This window comes from Streptomyces sp. NPDC041796 (genome assembly GCF_055590785.1).
Genome location: NZ_JBVJAH010000009.1, coordinates 211,952 through 228,247 on the forward strand (window position 1 = coordinate 211,952; position 16,296 = coordinate 228,247).

At 67.9% G+C, this 16,296-nt stretch carries 12 protein-coding genes, 2 pseudogenes and 1 riboswitch; of the genes and pseudogenes, 8 read left to right on the forward strand and 6 right to left on the reverse strand.

Annotated elements, in window-relative coordinates; genetic code table 11:
- Window positions 1–230 precede the first annotated feature (230 nt).
- Window positions 231–1,541, forward strand: a complete 1,311-nt coding sequence (locus ACZ6C1_RS20235) for a tyrosinase family protein (RefSeq protein ID WP_469242490.1) — start codon at window positions 231–233, stop codon at window positions 1,539–1,541.
- A gap of 1 nt (window position 1,542) precedes the next feature.
- Complete coding sequence (locus ACZ6C1_RS20240) at window positions 1,543–2,043, forward strand: hypothetical protein (protein WP_469242491.1); 501 nt, start codon at window positions 1,543–1,545, stop codon at window positions 2,041–2,043.
- Window positions 2,044–2,905: 862 nt separating this feature from the next.
- Here the strand turns inward: ACZ6C1_RS20240 and ACZ6C1_RS20245 are convergent.
- A pseudogene (locus ACZ6C1_RS20245) lies at window positions 2,906–3,847 on the reverse strand (multinuclear nonheme iron-dependent oxidase); the annotation flags it as partial.
- 51 nt (window positions 3,848–3,898) lie between these two features.
- Window positions 3,899–4,039: a hypothetical protein gene (locus tag ACZ6C1_RS20250; protein ID WP_469242492.1), complete on the reverse strand. Its 141-nt coding sequence runs from the start codon at window positions 4,037–4,039 to the stop codon at window positions 3,899–3,901.
- A 399-nt stretch (window positions 4,040–4,438) separates the two neighbouring features.
- On the opposite strand from ACZ6C1_RS20250, the gene ACZ6C1_RS20255 reads away from it, so the two are divergent.
- The 4 genes and pseudogenes from ACZ6C1_RS20255 to ACZ6C1_RS20270 all read left to right on the forward strand — a co-directional run.
- Window positions 4,439–4,900, forward strand: a complete 462-nt coding sequence (locus ACZ6C1_RS20255; RefSeq protein WP_469242493.1) for a hypothetical protein — start codon at window positions 4,439–4,441, stop codon at window positions 4,898–4,900.
- Between the two features lie 461 nt (window positions 4,901–5,361).
- The gene (locus ACZ6C1_RS20260; RefSeq protein WP_469242494.1) at window positions 5,362–6,120 is read left to right on the forward strand and encodes a GNAT family N-acetyltransferase; all 759 of its coding nucleotides are present in this window, start codon (window positions 5,362–5,364) and stop codon (window positions 6,118–6,120) included.
- Between the two features lie 1,371 nt (window positions 6,121–7,491).
- Window positions 7,492–8,592 (forward strand): methyltransferase, encoded by a 1,101-nt coding sequence (locus ACZ6C1_RS20265; RefSeq protein ID WP_469242495.1) that lies wholly within the window; start codon window positions 7,492–7,494, stop codon window positions 8,590–8,592.
- Window positions 8,593–8,622: 30 nt separating this feature from the next.
- Window positions 8,623–8,919 (forward strand): annotated as a pseudogene (locus tag ACZ6C1_RS20270) (transposase family protein); the annotation flags it as partial.
- Window positions 8,920–9,939: 1,020 nt separating this feature from the next.
- On the opposite strand, the gene ACZ6C1_RS20275 reads toward ACZ6C1_RS20270, so the two are convergent.
- Window positions 9,940–10,783, reverse strand: a protein-coding gene (locus tag ACZ6C1_RS20275; protein WP_469242496.1) for an IS5 family transposase whose coding sequence is annotated in 2 segments (ribosomal slippage) — window positions 9,940–10,455 and window positions 10,457–10,783 — 843 coding nt in all. Because the reading frame shifts where the segments join, the coding sequence is not laid out codon by codon here.
- 34 nt (window positions 10,784–10,817) lie between these two features.
- Window positions 10,818–11,147 carry a CPCC family cysteine-rich protein gene (locus tag ACZ6C1_RS20280; RefSeq protein ID WP_469242497.1) on the reverse strand — a complete coding sequence of 110 codons (330 nt, stop codon included), beginning with the start codon at window positions 11,145–11,147 and terminating at the stop codon, window positions 10,818–10,820.
- A 510-nt stretch (window positions 11,148–11,657) separates the two neighbouring features.
- Between ACZ6C1_RS20280 and ACZ6C1_RS20285 the strand changes: the two genes are divergently transcribed.
- A complete protein-coding gene (locus ACZ6C1_RS20285) occupies window positions 11,658–12,005 on the forward strand; it encodes a hypothetical protein (protein WP_469242498.1) in 348 nt (115 codons plus the stop codon).
- A gap of 162 nt (window positions 12,006–12,167) precedes the next feature.
- Here ACZ6C1_RS20285 and exaC read toward each other — a convergent pair whose 3' ends face one another.
- Window positions 12,168–13,691: an acetaldehyde dehydrogenase ExaC gene (exaC, locus tag ACZ6C1_RS20290; RefSeq protein WP_469242499.1), complete on the reverse strand. Its 1,524-nt coding sequence runs from the start codon at window positions 13,689–13,691 to the stop codon at window positions 12,168–12,170.
- A 49-nt stretch (window positions 13,692–13,740) separates the two neighbouring features.
- Window positions 13,741–15,030, reverse strand: a complete 1,290-nt coding sequence (locus ACZ6C1_RS20295) for a GAF domain-containing protein (protein ID WP_469242500.1) — start codon at window positions 15,028–15,030, stop codon at window positions 13,741–13,743.
- Between the two features lie 144 nt (window positions 15,031–15,174).
- A riboswitch (ZMP/ZTP riboswitch) is annotated at window positions 15,175–15,263 on the forward strand.
- Between the two features lie 23 nt (window positions 15,264–15,286).
- Here ACZ6C1_RS20295 and ACZ6C1_RS20300 point away from each other — a divergent pair.
- Entirely contained in the window at window positions 15,287–16,144 is an 858-nt protein-coding gene (locus ACZ6C1_RS20300) for a bifunctional 5,10-methylenetetrahydrofolate dehydrogenase/5,10-methenyltetrahydrofolate cyclohydrolase (RefSeq protein WP_469242501.1), read from the forward strand.
- The last annotated feature ends 152 nt before the right edge of the window (window positions 16,145–16,296 follow it).

Genomic DNA, 16,296 nt, shown 5'->3' on the forward strand with positions numbered 1-16,296 from the left:
GCGGCGGTCGCTCATCGCCGAGGCCGCTTGGGCCATCCCCCGGCCAGATGTCCACGGCGGTCGATCACGCCGCGGAAGATGACGCCCTGTGATGTGCAATGTCGTCCGAACGGGCAGGGTTGCATGGGACCACCCGGCACGCGGACCGCAACAATAGCCACGTTCCGTAGCAATCTGTGCATACACTGCTACTCTGCGTGATTTCATGAGTGAGAACCGGAGGCACAGCTATGGCAAAGAAGCGCCAGGACATCAACGCTCTGACAGAAGCACAGCTGGACGACTACATCCACGCGCTCAACATTCTGCGCGCACGCTCAGAGGTGAACCCCGACGATCCGACGGGCTACGCATTCCAAGCCGCCCTGCACAACGACGTGTTCGTGGGCCCGTGCGAGCACGGCAGCGACGCGTTCCTTCCGTGGCACCGAGCGCATCTGCACTACTTTGAGCAGCTCCTCCAGGCGGCGGATCCACCCCGGACGGCGGACGTCACCATCCCTTACTGGGACTGGATCCACGAGCAGACGACGGGGAAGTTTCCCCCCGCATTTGACAAGCCCGGGTTGACCTCGCCAGGGCGCGATCCGCTGCCCAACGAACTGCCGCCCGACACGCTCGAGATCGTCACGACCGAGACCGATCAGGCACAGTTCGCCGGATACCCGGAAGAGGACCCAAATGGTGACTACGGCCGTCTCGAGGAGGGCCCGCACAACTACATGCACGCCCAGTTCATCAAGGGCAAGATGGGGGATCCCGGCCAGGCGGCCGAGGACCCCATCTACTGGAGCTTCCACTGTTTCATCGACCTGATGTGGGCGGAGTGGCAGCGCCGCAACGGTGCCCCGGCCCTGACGTCGCCCACCCGTGAACTTCGGGGCTTCCTCAGTCAGCCCAAGCACAAGATCGCGGACTTCCACGACACGCTGGACCTCGACTACACGTACGAGTACTCGGACCAGCTCGCCACCGCTTTCGGCGTCGGCGCGGCTCCACCGATCCCACGGGAGTTGCTGGCCTCGGAGCCCATGGAGCCGGTCTCCGGTGACGACATCAGCACACAGCTCCGCGACACCGAGCGCCTGCAGTTCCGCCTCTCGGCCCCGCCCGAGGAGGGCAGAAGGCTGACCGTCAGGCTCAACGAACTGAAGGTTCCTGCGACGGGAAGCTTCATGATGCGGGCCTACGCCCACCCCGGTGACGTGGAGTTCCGTGCAGACGACGACTTCGCGCAGCGGTACGGCGTCGGATACGTGGTGCTGTGGCGTGCGCACGTCCACGACGGTGACCACAGGGGTCATGGCGGAGACGGTCATGGGAGCCACGGTGCCCCCCCGTCTGCCGCCCATCACCCTGCGGCCTGCACGGCGCGCTTCGATGTGACGGCGGTGGTGAACGCGACGCCCGCCGCGACCGAGGACCACGTGCTGACCCTCTGGTACATCCCCCTGCTCAGTGACCTGGACCGAGCCGACCAGCCGACCGAGCTGATCGAGGAGGTCAGCCTGAAGGATGTGCTGATGGAGGTGTACGCCTGACATGCGTACACCCGTATTCGAGCTTCACATCCAGCCCATGTTCCGGGCGACCGACCGCGATCACATGAGCTTCGCCATGAACCTCTGGGACTACGACGATGTCGTCACGCAGGCTGACGACATCCTGGATCGCCTGGAGGCGGACATGCCGCCGGTAGTCAGCGGCGGGCCGTGGCCCGAGGAGTGGATCGCGCTCTTCAAGCGCTGGAACGACGGGGCGCGCAAGCGCCTCCAACTCGGCACCGCAACGTATGTCCTCTCCCGGACAACCACCCGAGTGGAAGTCGCTGCGAGTGGCACCTTCCCGGCTGCCGGCTACGGGGGCTGGCTGCAACTCGAGAGCGAGACCGACGCCTCGAAGACCTACGTCCTGTACTTCGAGGCTCCGGACACTCCAGAAGCAGGCACGCCGACGTCGTTCACCATCGAGGAGACCTACCGGGCCACCGACACCCGCACGGTCTTCATCCGCGACAGTACGGGTGTCCAGGAGCTCAACTGACAGGATGCGGCGCTGGCTGTGTCTCGTCGGCGTGAAAGGACAGGGCTTCCAAGTGGGGCCCTGTTCCACTTCGTACACCTGCATTCTTCAGACATGCTGGGCTATTACGAAGTGGCCCCGACAACGCAGCAACCTCCCAGCTCAAGGCCAGGGTGGAAGTTGCCGACGGAGGACTCCGGAGTCGTACCCGGAGGGTTCCCGCGCGCCGGTATGCGAGGTGGGCGGTCCGGTTCCGGGGCGAAAGCGGTTCCACGGCTACTCCTGGGCTCTACGTAAGCTGCTGCCGCAGTGGAGCAGACGGTTGCCTGCCCCAGTAGCCGTGTCATGGCCGTCGACGGGCCTCTTCTGGGCATGGGAGGCGGGAGGTTCACCTTCCGGTTGCCATGCAGTAGCTGTCGAGCCCGCCGCTCGACCCTGTCCTGCGCCTGCCTCCTTCACCGCCCTGCACCGCCGCGGTGATCACTGCCCGCGCGAACTCCACATTGCCCGCCATAGCTCCCCGTCACTGCAACTCTTTCCAGAATGGAGGCAGAAGCCGGGCTCGTGATCGCCCTTGTGGGCGAGCGCACAGAGGCATTAGCCGACGTTCTGCGAGCGCCGGCAGGCCATCGCCGTGTCCTCAGCGCGGCGTCTGTGGCATAGGGGAGGTCCCAATCCATCTGCGCGTATAGAAGAACGCTTCTTGCTGATCCACCATGAGCCGTCTCGGCCTGATGCGGCAGACCCGCCAGATTCTTGACTCGACTTCTTGTCCCGTCAGCCGGACAGGGGGCGCTCTCAATCCAGATCCGCACGGCATCCCACCGCCATCGGGCTCGTGGCGGGTGCTGGTGACCCGCCTTCGTCGGCATAGCCGCAGCCCTCATCGGCCTCCGCTCGCCGTGGTCCGCGCCGGCGAACACGCCGCGCGGACGTCAGGCCGGTACGCCGTCGTCAACGAGCCGGACCCGGAACCTGCCGCGTTGCGGGTCCACAGGTAGCGGCCGGCGCCCAGATCCGTCAGCAGGGCGTGGGGTCGGTGTCGAGTGCGACGGTGCAGGGAGCGCCGTCGAGCCGGGCGCGCAGGAGCCCGAGGTCGAGTTGAAGCACCTGCGTAAGCCACGGCACTGCCGGGGGGGGGTCCCGGCCAGGTGGTCCGCGAATGCGAAGGCCTCCTCGGATGCGAAAGGCCGTGGCGGTTGCGCCGCATGTAGGCGTCGAGGAGTCCGTACACACCCTCGGGGCCGAGCGTGAGGAAGAGCAGCCGCATCGTGTATCGGAGCACTCCCGTGAGCGCGCTTCCCCTGAACTCGGTGACGAGTTCGCGCAGCAGCGCGACCGCGGGATCGGCAGCCAGCTCCCGGGCGAGCGGCGTACCGGGATCGCGGCCGACCGTCAGGGTTCCGAGGGCGTGCTCCCACTCTGCGGGGCGTACGTCCGGGGCCGCGCTGTCCGCCGCTGTTGCCACCGGACGCGGTGGCGACAGCGGGGGAAGGGGCGCGCTCTGCGACCACGCTTCCTTCACGGCGGTGAGCAGTTCGCGCACGGCGCCCGTGTCGAGGTCCGGAACGGCCGTCGGCGTCACCTCGAAAAGGACGGCTCGCAAGGCAGGCAGCCGCGGCAGGACGCGCTCGGCGAGCGCGAGCAGGCCGTCGTCCGGAAGGCCGGTGTGGGAGTCGAGCCAGTACCCGCGGTGCTCGGCGCCGCCGGCCAGATGCACCTCCCACACCGGCAGGTCGGCCAGGAGCTCGTCCACGCTGCCACGGCCGTTGCGTTCGTTGGCCAGCACGTTGTGCAGGTCGAGGAGCAGTCCGCAGCCACTGGCCTCGACGACCCGGTACGTAGGTGAGCCCGACTCCGAGGCGCGTCATGTCGGTCAGCGGGTCACGTGATGGGCCACCGCCTGCTGTACCTGCCCGTCCGGGTTGACCACGAAGTCGCGGGCGATGGTAATGCGCAGATCCCGGCCGGAGTGGCAGGTCGGGCAGCCCAGTTGCGTCATCACCTCCCTGATCACGCCCTGCATCTTGTCCAGGTCATTGGCTACGACATCGGCACCGTGACGTTGACGGCCTCCAGCCACGGATCCGGCACCGGACCGCTCAGCGTGGTGTTCGGCATGCTGACTCTCCCTCGTCCGTGCGGTCTCTTCCTCTGAGACCGCCCTGGCCGTATGGCTGGCGTGCTGGCACGGCCCGCGGGAATCATGCAGGCGTGCGACGGCGAACAGCCAGGAGGCGCGCGCGTGTGCAGGTGCATCCGGATGACCCTTGGCCCTCGACCGGCCGTACCTTAACGGCCATGGCTTGATCCACATGCGTGCACGGACCGTGCGGCGCTACGTTGGAAGTGGGCCCGCTCACAGATACTCCCATCGGATCGCGGCCTCCGTGGAGCGCCGCGACGCGTCACAGAGATGAACGATGCCCACACGTTTCGGCTGGACCGGCTGCCACAACTGCCTCTCCTGTTCTACAGCGGCTGGCCACCCCCGAACCCACCGCCGCCCTACGACCCGGCACCCAACGGATCCTGCACCGCCGACCCGCTGCCGGAGACACCTCCCGAGTCCATCGGTCGGCACATCCCCAACCGCGACTGGGCGTTCGAGATGACCGAGGACCCCTCGACCAGAGGCGACGGCACCGTTGTCAGCGGCTGGACGGAAGGCTTCAACCACTGCACCAAGTGTGCGGTCATGTTCACCTCGCAAGCTGGCGGCAACCACTGCATGCCCTCTGGCCAGCACGACGCCGGCACCGCCTACCAGCTGCCCACCAGTTGGGGACCGTCCGAGCGCTTCCAATCGGGCTGGAAGGTCTGTGGCAAGTGCGGCGTCCTGTTCTTCGCCAGAGACGGCGACTTCAATTGGCTGTAGGTCCGGGGCATGCACGAACACACCCGCGGCAGCTCACCACCTTGGAGAACGACCATGGGTGATTTCACTGTGAACACGTCCACCGCTGGAGGTCAGTCACAGCCCTGCGCCGATGCACTGCTCAGTACTGCGCAGTTCACGGCCGTCTGGGCGGACGGCGGGGATGCCGGCATCAAGGGTCGGCATGTCGACACCAGCGGCACGACGGGCGGGCCGGAATTCCTCGTCAACGACACGCCGCCCGGCAACAACACCAACCGCCAGTGGCCCTTCGTGGACTCCATCGGATCGCACACCGTCGCCGTCTGGATCGAGCGGCCCTTCAGCCTGCCCCCGCCCGCTCCGTGCGTGATGCTGCGACGCCTCACCGGCGAGCAGCCTGTCGGCCCTCCGGTCCAGGTCAGCACCAACTCCCTCGATCCCTCGATCCCACCGACCGTAACCCGGATGATCGACGGCGGATGCCTAGTCACCTGGACGGGCAGCAGCGCATCCGCGCCCAGCGGTTCGACCCCGACGGGCAGAAAGGCGCCGAGATCGCCGTCAACACCAGCGAGGCCTTCCACACCGATGCGACCGCGACACTGCTGAGCAACGGAGACTTCGTCGTCGCTTGGACCAACGGCGAAGCAGTGGGCGGTGGCGGGCTCCGCTACCGGGTCTTCGATTTCGACGGCACGCCCCGCACGGGCGAGATCCGCCCCGACGTCACGGGGTTCGGACGCCTGGGCCGGGGCATGCTGACGGCCCTCGACAACGGACGGTTCGTCGCCGCGCACATCAACGCCACAGTGAACAGCGACCTCGGCGTCCTCCGGACCACCGCCGTGGCCAGCGTCTTCGACCCGGCTGGCGCCGGTGACGTCATCACCAGTGCCTTCGCGGGCTCACCGAAGCACTTCCACCGGACATCGCCCGCGCTGACGGCGCTGCCGGACGGGCACTGCGTCCTCGCCTGGGTGGAGAAGAGCGCGGACACCTTCGACACCGTACCGACCGTGATGGCACAGATATGTTCGGATTCCGAACTCTCCATCGGACTCAAGGTCCAGGTCACCTCCGGCGCCGCAAACAACCGTCTCAACTTGAGCGCCGCCGCCGTTTTCGGCGGCGACACTCCACAGAAGATTTTCCTGTCCTGGACCAGCACGGCGGCCTACGGCGACACCTCCATCCGCGGGAGCGTCCTCACCGCCGATGCCAGCGGGCTGTCATCTTGACGGTTAACCGAAGGCTGGTGCATCCGCGCGGGCCTGCGGCAAGCGCCGCGGTACGGCGCTGGAGTGGGCCGTGCGCCAGCAGTTGGGGCTGAGGCCGGACGAGCAGGGTGGAACGCGGTAGCCCTGGTGACTTACCCGACCCGGGTGGCATTCTTCCAAACTGTCCTACCAACGAGCCACCTTCATTGGGAACACGTACCACTCACCGTCCCTGCAGCCGCCGCACTCCATCTTCGTCGGTTGGGGGGCTGGGCCCGGTGGACCGGTTGGCTCGCATCCGCACCATGGTCCGTGTCAGCAACGCTGTAGCGCGGTGCGGCTGTGTGCTTCGTCGAGCAAGGGGCGGTTGAACGTTCGACTTTGCGACTCGGCGCTGCCGAGAATTGGCAGTGCGTAGACGGCCGCGTCAGCCACCTGTCACCGGTGCCTGGCAGAGAGGGCAGCTCCCCTCCGGTTGAGCTGGCGTAGGGCATCATCGATGCGATGCTGCGCGAGGGCGTACGTGCAGCAGACGCAGTGGCACGTTATCGGCCTGATCTGGATTGGGTTGGCGGCTGAGTACTACGTCGAGCAGTGTCGCACTCGATGGTGCGTGACTACGTACGCCGCACCGTCGCCGAGATTGAGCAGGCTGAATGTCGGGGCCGAGAGCATCTCGGGGAGGCGATTTGGAGTTGCAGGGCAGCTCGCACCTGGCATCGTCGATCGTGGACGTGCCGTGGTGGGAGAAGTGCATGGATTGGTTGGTCTCGCTGTGTGGTGCCGGGCTGGTCATGGCTGCCTTGCGGGATCTGTTCCACACGCTTTGGCACCCGACCCGCCGGGGAGGCCTGAGCCGGCTGGTGATGGCGATGCTGTGGAGGTTGTCCCGGCATGTTCACGCCCGCGTTGGGGCGGGTTTGGTGGGACCGCTGGGTATCCCGTTCGGCGCCACGGTGGTGCCTGGCCCACGCGTCACCGATGTTGAACGACAACGCCTGGTCGGACGGCACGGAGAGCTCGACGTGGTGTGCAGCGGCCGCCTTCGCGGGGGAGCCCGCCCGGGATGAGGTCCACTGTGGCGGCAGCTGCGGCTTTGGCCAGACCATCCCTCATGGTCTTACTCTGTCGCGCAAGCAGGACCATCTCGTGGCTGTTGGTGGTGGTCATGACGAAGACGCCGGTGCCTATGGCGAAAGTCGCCGGCGAGGCAAGACTCCGCCGTGCTGGGCGCATCTACGAAGCTGGCAGGGATGCCGCGCATGCTGGCGGCTGTGGGCAGCGAAGAAGGCTGGCCGGCCCGTTGTAACTCATCGGGCTCCTGAGGGAGGTTTCACCAGTCCGGCCCAGTAGCACAGGACACACCCAGGAACAGAACATAAGGTCGGCCGCATGAGCAGAGCTATAAGCGAACTCGAAGATGTGGACGTGTCCGCGACAGCACTGGCCGTGCCGACAGACCTCGACATGGACCGTTTGTCCTTCATTCTCTTCGGGCATTCGGCCTTTCAGTACCTCAATGCTGCCTGCGAGTTGGGCCTGCTGGACCTCCTTCTGAACAAAGGGGCCGTATCAACGCAGGTGATCCGCCGCGAACTAAATCTTGCTGAGCGGGCGGCAGATATTCTGCTCCTGGGGTGCACATCGCTCGGTCTCACACGGAAGGATGGCGACCACTACCACGTTGCGCCGCTCATTCGAACGTTGCGCGAAGAAGGGGACTGGGAGAAGGTCAAAGACACAGTCGCCTTCGAACAGCATATCGTGTACGAGGGGCAGTTGGACTTCGCCGCCTCCTTGAAGGAGAACACGAACGTGGGAATTCGCCGCGTTCCGGGAAACCACCCCGACCTGTACCACCGCCTGAGCGGACATCCGCACCTGAAGTCGGTCTTCTACCGCTACATGCGGTCCTGGTCCGAGCTCGCCAACCAGCACCTCGTCCGCACCCTCAATTTCGAAGGTCCGACACGGCTACTGGACTGTGGTGGTGGAGACGCCGTCAACGCCATCGCTCTGGCTCACCACTATCCCGATCTCCAGGTCACCGTGCTAGAGATTCCCGCCTCCGCTCCCCTGTCCGAGAAGAAGGTCACAGAAGCGGGATTGTCGGGAAGGGTCTCGGTTCAGGCGTGCGACATGTTCACCGACGATCTCGGTGGCGGCTACGACTGCGTCCTGTTCGCGCACCAATTGGTCATCTGGACGCCGGAAGAGAACACCCAATTGCTACGCAAGGCGTACGCAGCGCTAAAGCCCGGTGGACGAGTGGTCGTCTTCAACTCCATGTCTCATGACTCCGGTGACGGCCCGCTTGTCGCGGCCCTGGACAGCGTCTATTTCGCGGCGATTCCGGCGGAGGGTGGGATGATTTATCCCTGGAAGCTCCATGAGCGGTGCCTGAGTAATGCCGGATTCTCCGACTTCGAACGTATCGAAGTGGCGAGCTGGACACCTCACGGAATCATCATCGCCACAAAACCGGAGACATGACAGCCGCTTTCAAGGCCGTGATCACCTTGTATGGCTGGTGTGTTGAGGGCTGAGCGGGTGTGGGTGGAGGCGTTCACCGGGCTGCGGGTCGAGCAGTTTGGGCGGCTGCTGTGGGCGGTCCGTGAACGTGGTGGTGACGGTGCGGATGGGGTCGGCTGCCACTGATGGCCGTCTTACCGCACGAACCTCACGATGCGTCAGCTCGCGCCGCTGCTCGGCGTCTCGCCCGCGACGGTGCGCCCGGTGATCCAAAGGCTCGGCCCGCTACTGGCTATCGAGCTGGCCAGGGCTCCGCACAGGGCGGTCGGGCGGTTATGGATAGCCGAGCAGTGCAAAGCAGCTCGGTTTCGTTGTTCTGGGGATCCGGCGCGACAGCAGCCGCTCGCTCTCCGCGTTGATCACCACGGCGTGGTGATGCCTCTTGCTGATTTTCACCCCGGCCCATATCTCCCGCACGTTCCGCTCCGTCAGTTCGTGGCAGGGGCGGGCGGACGACCTCGACGAGCGTGCTTTCCGGTGTGGCGGGGGAGGGAGCGAGCGTGCGGCCGGCGGTCTCGGCCAGGGGCCGCCATGGTCCGGAGGGGACCACGGCGCCGGTGCCGATCCCTCCAGTGTTCCTCCGCATGTTGCGTGAGCACATACGCCGCTTCGGAGTGGTACCGGACGGACGTTTGTTACGCTACGCAGCGGGAAACTGCATCATGCCGCGGGATAGGGCATCACCTGGGGGCGACGTGAGGCTGTTCTTACCCTTTGACGAGCACACCCTGGAGCTGGCGAAGCGTCCGTACGATCTGCCACGCCGGTATCTCGTTCTGGCTGGCCTCCGGCGTCGACCCCGCGGAGTGTGCGCGCCGAGCCGGGCAGGGTATCCAAGTTTTCTTCGGCTATTACGCCAAGTTCCTGGCTGAAGTGCGGAACCGTGCCAACAGCCTGATCGAAGACTCCATGGGGCGGTGGGCGGAGGTGACGGACGATGGGGAGAGCGTGCCTTAACGGGATTTTGGCCCGGAAATGCCCCGAACTGCTGGTCAGAGTTGGGATACCCGTGGGAGATATCGGAAGTAAGGGCATGTTTCGACTCGCCACGTAGGCGCGTGCCGACAAGGGCGCCTGACCGGCATCTGACCTGGTCAGGCGCCGGTTTTCGGTGTCTAGAAGAAGCCCAGCTTCTTGGGGGAGTAGCTCACCAGCAGGTTCTTCATCTGCCTGGTGGTACAGCAGATACGCCCACGCTGACCAGCGGAAAAGGCAGTTGGCGCGGCTTTCTGGCGAGGGCTGGTCCGGAAATGGTCCGGATTTTGTCCGAGGCTGTGCTCGGCTTCCGACTAGGGCGTTTCCTTCGGATCATCGTGCCGACCAGATGAAGATGCCCGCGAGGTGAAGTACTGTCAGGTAGATGGTGGCGGTCTTGTCGTAGCGGGTGGCCGGGCCGCGCCATTGCTTGAGCTTGTTAATGCACCGCTCGACTGTGTTGCGCTGCCGGTAGGCGTCGCGGTCGAAGGCCGGTGGTCTGCCGCCTTGGCTCCCTCGCCGTCGGCGGTTGGCCTCTTGGTCGGCCGGAACCGGGATGACGGCTCGGATGCCGCGGCTGCGCAGATATTGCCGGGTCGCGTGCGAGGAAAACGCCTTGTCCGCAAGGACCGCCTGTGGCGTGGTTCTGGGTCGGCCAATGGCTCTTGGTACTCGCAGGCGGTTCATCACCTGCACAAAGGCTGGTGCGTCGCTGGCCTGGCCGGGGGCCAGAGCGAATGCGAGCGGACGGCACCGTCCGTCGGAAACGAGATTGACCTTGGTGCTCAGCCCGCCGCGAGACCGTCCAAGCGCGTGGTCGTGCGGCTCGTCGGCCGGGGCCCTCTTTGACGGCCCCGGCGGCGTGCTGGTGCGCGCGCACGACAGTGGAGTCGACCGCGACGACCCAGTCCAGGTCACCTTCGGCGTCGACCTGGGCGAGTAGGGCGGTGAAGATCCGCTCCCAAGTGCCGTCGATGGCCCACATCCGCAGCCGGTTGTGCGCACCCTTCCATGAGCCGAACTCGGCGGGCAGGTCCATCCACGGTGAACCGGTCCGGTACTTCCAGGCAATAGCGTTGATTACCTGTCGATGATCCCGCCAGCGCCCGCCCCGTTTCGGCGTCCGGTCCGGCAGCAACGGTTCGATCTGCGCCCATTGCGCGTCAGTCAGCGACACAGGAGACCAACGAGCCGAGCGTGAAGGAGTCGCGCTACTCGTTCAGGCGCAGGTACTCCCGCCTGGCCTCTTGAGCTGCGGCCCACCAGATGCCATCGCCCCCGTTTGCCACAGAGGACCCATCCCCCGGATCGGCTGCGACGTCGTCCAGATACTCGAGCCTGGCCTGCGCCAGGCTCAGCGCACCGTTGGGTCCGCCCCTCACGATGTGGGCGTCTTCGTCGCCCTGGCCGTCGTCCTCCCATCCACATTCGACGCAGATCTCGAAGTCTGCACGCGTATGCAGAGTCCGATGATGACAACAGGGGCACGCGACAAGGGCCGGCCCCGGAGGAGGAACGGCTGGATAGTCCTCTGATGACATGGCGGGATCACCTCGGCAGCCGGGCGTGATCTACAAGAAACGTCCCAGGCCGGTCCCTTCGGATCCTGTGATCGTCGGTCTGGGTGTGCCGCTGACTGATGCCCAACGGGCGCAGATCGAGTCGTTGCTGCCGGACCGGACACCGAGGCGGGGTGGGGCGAGCTCGTCGAGGCGTATGAGGGGCGGGCGGCGGGTTCACGCCACACACCGGCATGTCCGGAAACGGCCCGTGCCTGCGTGCCGGGGTGATCGTTAGCCCTCCCGGGCGTGATCGGAGATCGCCCCGCCCGGCGGCCGTGCCGTCCGGGTGTCCTGGACAGAAGGCGCGTCATGGCCATTTTGTGCAAGCCAGCGGTGTCCGTTCCGGACCGAGGCCGGCGGCAAGTTCATCCAGATCACCTTCGAGGAAGTCATCTCCCACCTGGACGAGATGTAGCCCCCACGCTGCCGGGCCGCCCGACCTGTCCCCCGCGGGCGGCCCGGCACCAGGCGCACATCGAACGGTTCGGTGTGGCGCCGGACGGCCGGCTGTTCCGGAATGAGGCCGGTAACTACGTGGACCCTGCCGCGTATGGCACAACGTGGGCGCGGGCACGGAAGTACGTCCTGACCCACACGGAACTCGCCTCCACCCTGGCCAAGCGGCCCTACGATCTCTGGCACGCTGGGATCTCGTTCTGGCTGTACTCCGGTGTGGATCCGGCCGAATGCGCTCGCCGCGCGGGCCAGAGCATCGAGGTCCTTTTCCGTCACTACGCCAAGTTCCTGGACGGCGTCAGGGAGCAGGCCAACCGCCTCATTGAGCAGTCCATGCAGGAGTGGTACCGCGTCAGCCAAGGTGCGGCACCTACTGGGTGAGCCGGGGTTTTGGTCCGTGACTGGTCCGGAAGCACTGGTCAGAGGCGGGATAGCGGTGGGAGGAACTGGGAGTTACGACGTAAACCGGGCCCCGCTCTGAGCGGGTCCAGTGCAAGGCGCCTGACGGGTAAAAGCCCAGGTCAATCGCCTCTTTTCATGGGCCTAGAAGAAGCCGAGCTTCTTCGGGGAGTAGGACACGAGCAGGTTCTTGGTCTGCTGGTAGTGGTCCAGCATCATCTTGTGCCCCTCACGGCCGATGCCCGACTGCTTGTAGCCGCCGAAGGCCGCGTGCGCCGGGTAGGTGTGGAAGCAGTTCGTCCAGACCCGGCCCGCCCGGATGGCGCGGCCGACGCGGTAGGCGGTGGTGATGTCGCGGGTCCAGACGCCGGCGCCGAGGCCGTAGAGGGTGTCGTTCGCCGTGGTGACCGCGTCGTCGACGTCGGTGAACGAGGTCACGGCCACGACCGGGCCGAAGATCTCCTCCTGGAAGATCCGCATGCGGTTGTCACCCTCGAAGACGGTGGGCTGGACGTAGTAGCCGCCCGCCAGCTCGCCGTCGTACTCGACGCGGTGGCCACCGGTCAGGACCTTGGCGCCCTCCCGCTGACCGATGTCGAGGTACGAGAGGATCTTCCGGAGCTGGTCGTCGGAGGCCTGGGCGCCGATCATCGTGTCCGTGTCCAGCGGGTGGCCCGGCACGATGCGTTCGGTGCGGGCGACGGCGGCGTCCAGGAACTCGCTGTAGTGGCCGCGCTGGACCAGGGCACGTGACGGGCACGTACACACCTCGCCCTGGTTGAGGGCGAACATGGTGAAGCCTTCCAGCGCCTTGTCGCGGAAGTCGTCGTCCGCCGCCCATACGTCGTCGAAGAAGATGTTCGGTGACTTGCCGCCCAGTTCCAGGGTGACCGGGGTGATGTTCTCCGAGGCGTACCGCATGATCAGCCGGCCCGTCGTCGTCTCACCCGTGAAGGCGATCTTGGCGACGCGCGGGCTGGAGGCGAGCGGTGCGCCGGCCTCCGGGCCGAAACCGTTGACGATGTTCACCACCCCCGGCGGGAGCAGGTCGGCGATCAGATCCATCAGGACGTGGATGGACGCCGGGGTCTGCTCGGCCGGCTTGAGGACGGCCGTGTTGCCCGCGGCGAGCGCCGGGGCCAGCTTCCACACCGCCATGAGCAGCGGGAAGTTCCAGGGGATGATCTGCGCCACCACGCCGAGCGGCTCATGGAAGTGGTACGCGACCGTGTCGTCGTCGAGCTGGCTCAGCGAGCCCTCCTGGGCGCGCAGCGCGCCCGCGAAGTAACGGAAGTGGTCGACGGCCAGCGGAAGGTCGGCGGCGAGCGTCTCACGGACCGGCTTGCCGTTCTCCCAGCTCTCCGCGACGGCCAGCCGCTCCAGGTTCGCCTCCATCCGGTCCGCGATCCGCAGCAGGACGCCCGCCCGTTCCGCCGGGGAGGTCCGGCCCCACGCGGGCGCCGCCGCGTGTGCCGCGTCCAGGGCCCGCTCCACGTCCTCGGCCGTGCCGCGGGCGACTTCGGTGAAGGGGCGGCCGTTGACCGGGCTCGGGTTCTCGAAGTACCGGCCGCGTGCGGGCGGCACGTACGCGCCGCCGATCCAGTGGTCGTAGCGGGACTCGTACGAGACGATCGCGCCCTCGCTGCCGGGCGCTGCGTAACGGGTCATCTGCGGGGCCTCCCTGGGGGTGCGCCGTGGTCCGGCGTTCGCGGTGAGGCTAGGGACGCGGACGTTGCGAACCCGTTGCGCCCCCGGCGGACAGCTCGTCGTCCAGGGCCCGCAGACGCGCGTGTACGGGGGCGGCGCGACCCGGCGGTACGGTCGCCGCCAGCGCCCGCCACACCTCCAGGTCGTCCTCACCCCACGGGGTGTGCGCCCAGTCGGAGAGCAGACCGGGGTCGCCACGCGCGATCAGGGCGGCGCGCAACTCGTCGGCCAGCCGCCCCCGCAGCCGCGTCACCGCCGGTGCGCACGAGCCGGGCAGCAGCGGCCCGGCGTACCCTCCCAGCGCCGCGGCGACCGCCCCGGAGGCGAGCCTGTGCCCCACGGCCTCGAAGTCCGCGTCCACCGGCGCCGCCAGCCGGTACGGTCGCGAGCGCAGCACACCGGGAGCCAACGCCGCGCGCAGCCGGGACAGTTCGGCACGCAGCGTGACAGGGGTGACCGATTCGCCCTCGTACAGGGCCGCCAGCAACTCCTCGCCGCCCAAGCCCTGCGGATGGTGGGCCAGCACCACCAGGATCTCGCTGTGCCGACGGCTCAGGACCGTCCGGCGACCGCCCCACTCCAGTACCGCCTCGTCCCGGCCGAGAGCCGACAGCCGCAACCGGTCACCGGCTGCCGAGGGCCGCTCCAGCAGCGCCAGGTGCGACTCCGCCGCCCGCGCCACCGCCTGGACGAACGCCAGGCTGTGCGGATGCGCCAGCCCGTCCCCGCCCGTGATGTCCACCGCGCCCAGCAGCCGCCCGGTACGCGGATCGTGGACCGGCGCGGCCGCGCACGTCCAGGCCTGCACCGGCCGCAGGAAGTGCTCGGCGGCGAAGACCTGGACCGGCCGGTCGACGGCGATCGCCGTGCCGGGGGCGTTCGTCCCGGCCACCGACTCGGCCCACCGCGCGCCCGCGACGAAGTTCATCCGGTCCGCACGGCGCAGCGTCCCCGGGTGCCCCTCCACCCACAGCAGCCGCCCGTACGCGTCGCACACCGCGACCAGGTGCTCCCCGTCCGTCGCGTACGCACCCATCAACTCCCGGATCACCGGCATCGCGGTCGCCAGCGGATGCCCCTCCCGGTACGCGGCCAGTTCGTCCTCCCCGAGCTCCACACGGGCGGACCCGTCCGGGCACACCCGCGCGCGTGCCGAGCGCCGCCACGAAGCGGCCACCACCGGGCGTACGGGCTCTCGTGGCGGGGCGCCGGCAGTGAACGCCTCATGAGCGCGGCGCAGCCCCCTCGCCCGCTCCAGGGGATCCGCGCCCCGCTCCAAAGCCACCCAGGGCTCGTTCACGCCACCTCCCCGATCGAGGTCATCCGCGCCCGTGTCATCGTCGTCGCCCCGGGCGGCCCCCACAAGCGGGCCGCCCGAGCAGTCCCAGCGGGACCGGCCGGGAACGGGCCCCTGCAACGTCCGCGGGGAGCCCCTATAGAGTGGGCGGCGGGCCGTGACTGGCGCTTGGGTGGAGTACCACCGGGGAGCGGCCCGGCGTACCGACGCCACTGCCGCGCGCCTGGGCGATCCACTGACGACCGCTCGGGAGCCCGCCATGTCCACCACCCCAGCCACCGCCCGCCTCATGGACGGCAGCGGCCTCGCCCGCCGCCTCGTCGAGGACACCGCCGCCCGCGCCGCCGACCTCACCCGGCGCACCGGCACACAGCCCTGCCTCGCCACCGTCCTGGTCGGCGAGGACCCGGCCTCCGTGACGTACGTGAGGATGAAGCGAGCCCGCTGCGAGAAGGCCGGTATCCGCTCCCGCCACGTCGAGCTGCCCGCGACGACCACCACCGCCGAACTGGTCGCCGTCCTCGACAGCCTGTCGAACGACCCGGACGTGCACGGCATCCTGCTCCAGCACCCCGTCGGCCCGGGCATCGACGAGCGGGCCGCCTTCGAGGCGATCGCCCCGGAGAAGGACGTCGACGGTGTGACCTTCAGCTCGTTCGCGACGATGAGCTTCGGCCTGCCGGGGTTCGTCTCCTGCACGCCCGGCGGGATCATGCGGCTGCTCGACGCGTACGACGTCGACCCGGCCGGCAAGCGCGCCGTCGTCGTGGGACGCAGCGCCATCCTCGGCAAGCCCGCCGGGATGATGCTCCTCGCGCGGAACGCGACGGTGACGTACTGCCACTCGTACACCGCCGACCTCTCGGCGGCCGTGCGGGAGGCCGACATCCTGGTCGCCGCCGTCGGACGGCCCCGGTTCATCAAGGGCGAGGACATCAAGCCCGGCGCCGTCGTCATCGACGCGGGCTACAACCCCGGCAACGTCGGCGACGTCGACTTCGACACCGCCGCCGCCCGCGCCGGCCTGATCACCCCGGTCCCGGGCGGTGTCGGCCCCATGACCATCGCGGTGCTGCTCGCCCAGACCGTGGACGCGGCGGAGCGGCAACTCGGGTAGCCCGCTGGGGGTCCTCGGGCGGGCATGACGTCGCCCAGCGGCCGGGGGGGGGGGGGGGGGGGGGGGGGGGGGGGGGGGGGGGTGAGGGGGGGGGGGGGGGGGGGGGGGGGGGGGGGGGGGGGGGGGGGGGGGGGGGGGGGGGGGGGGAGGGG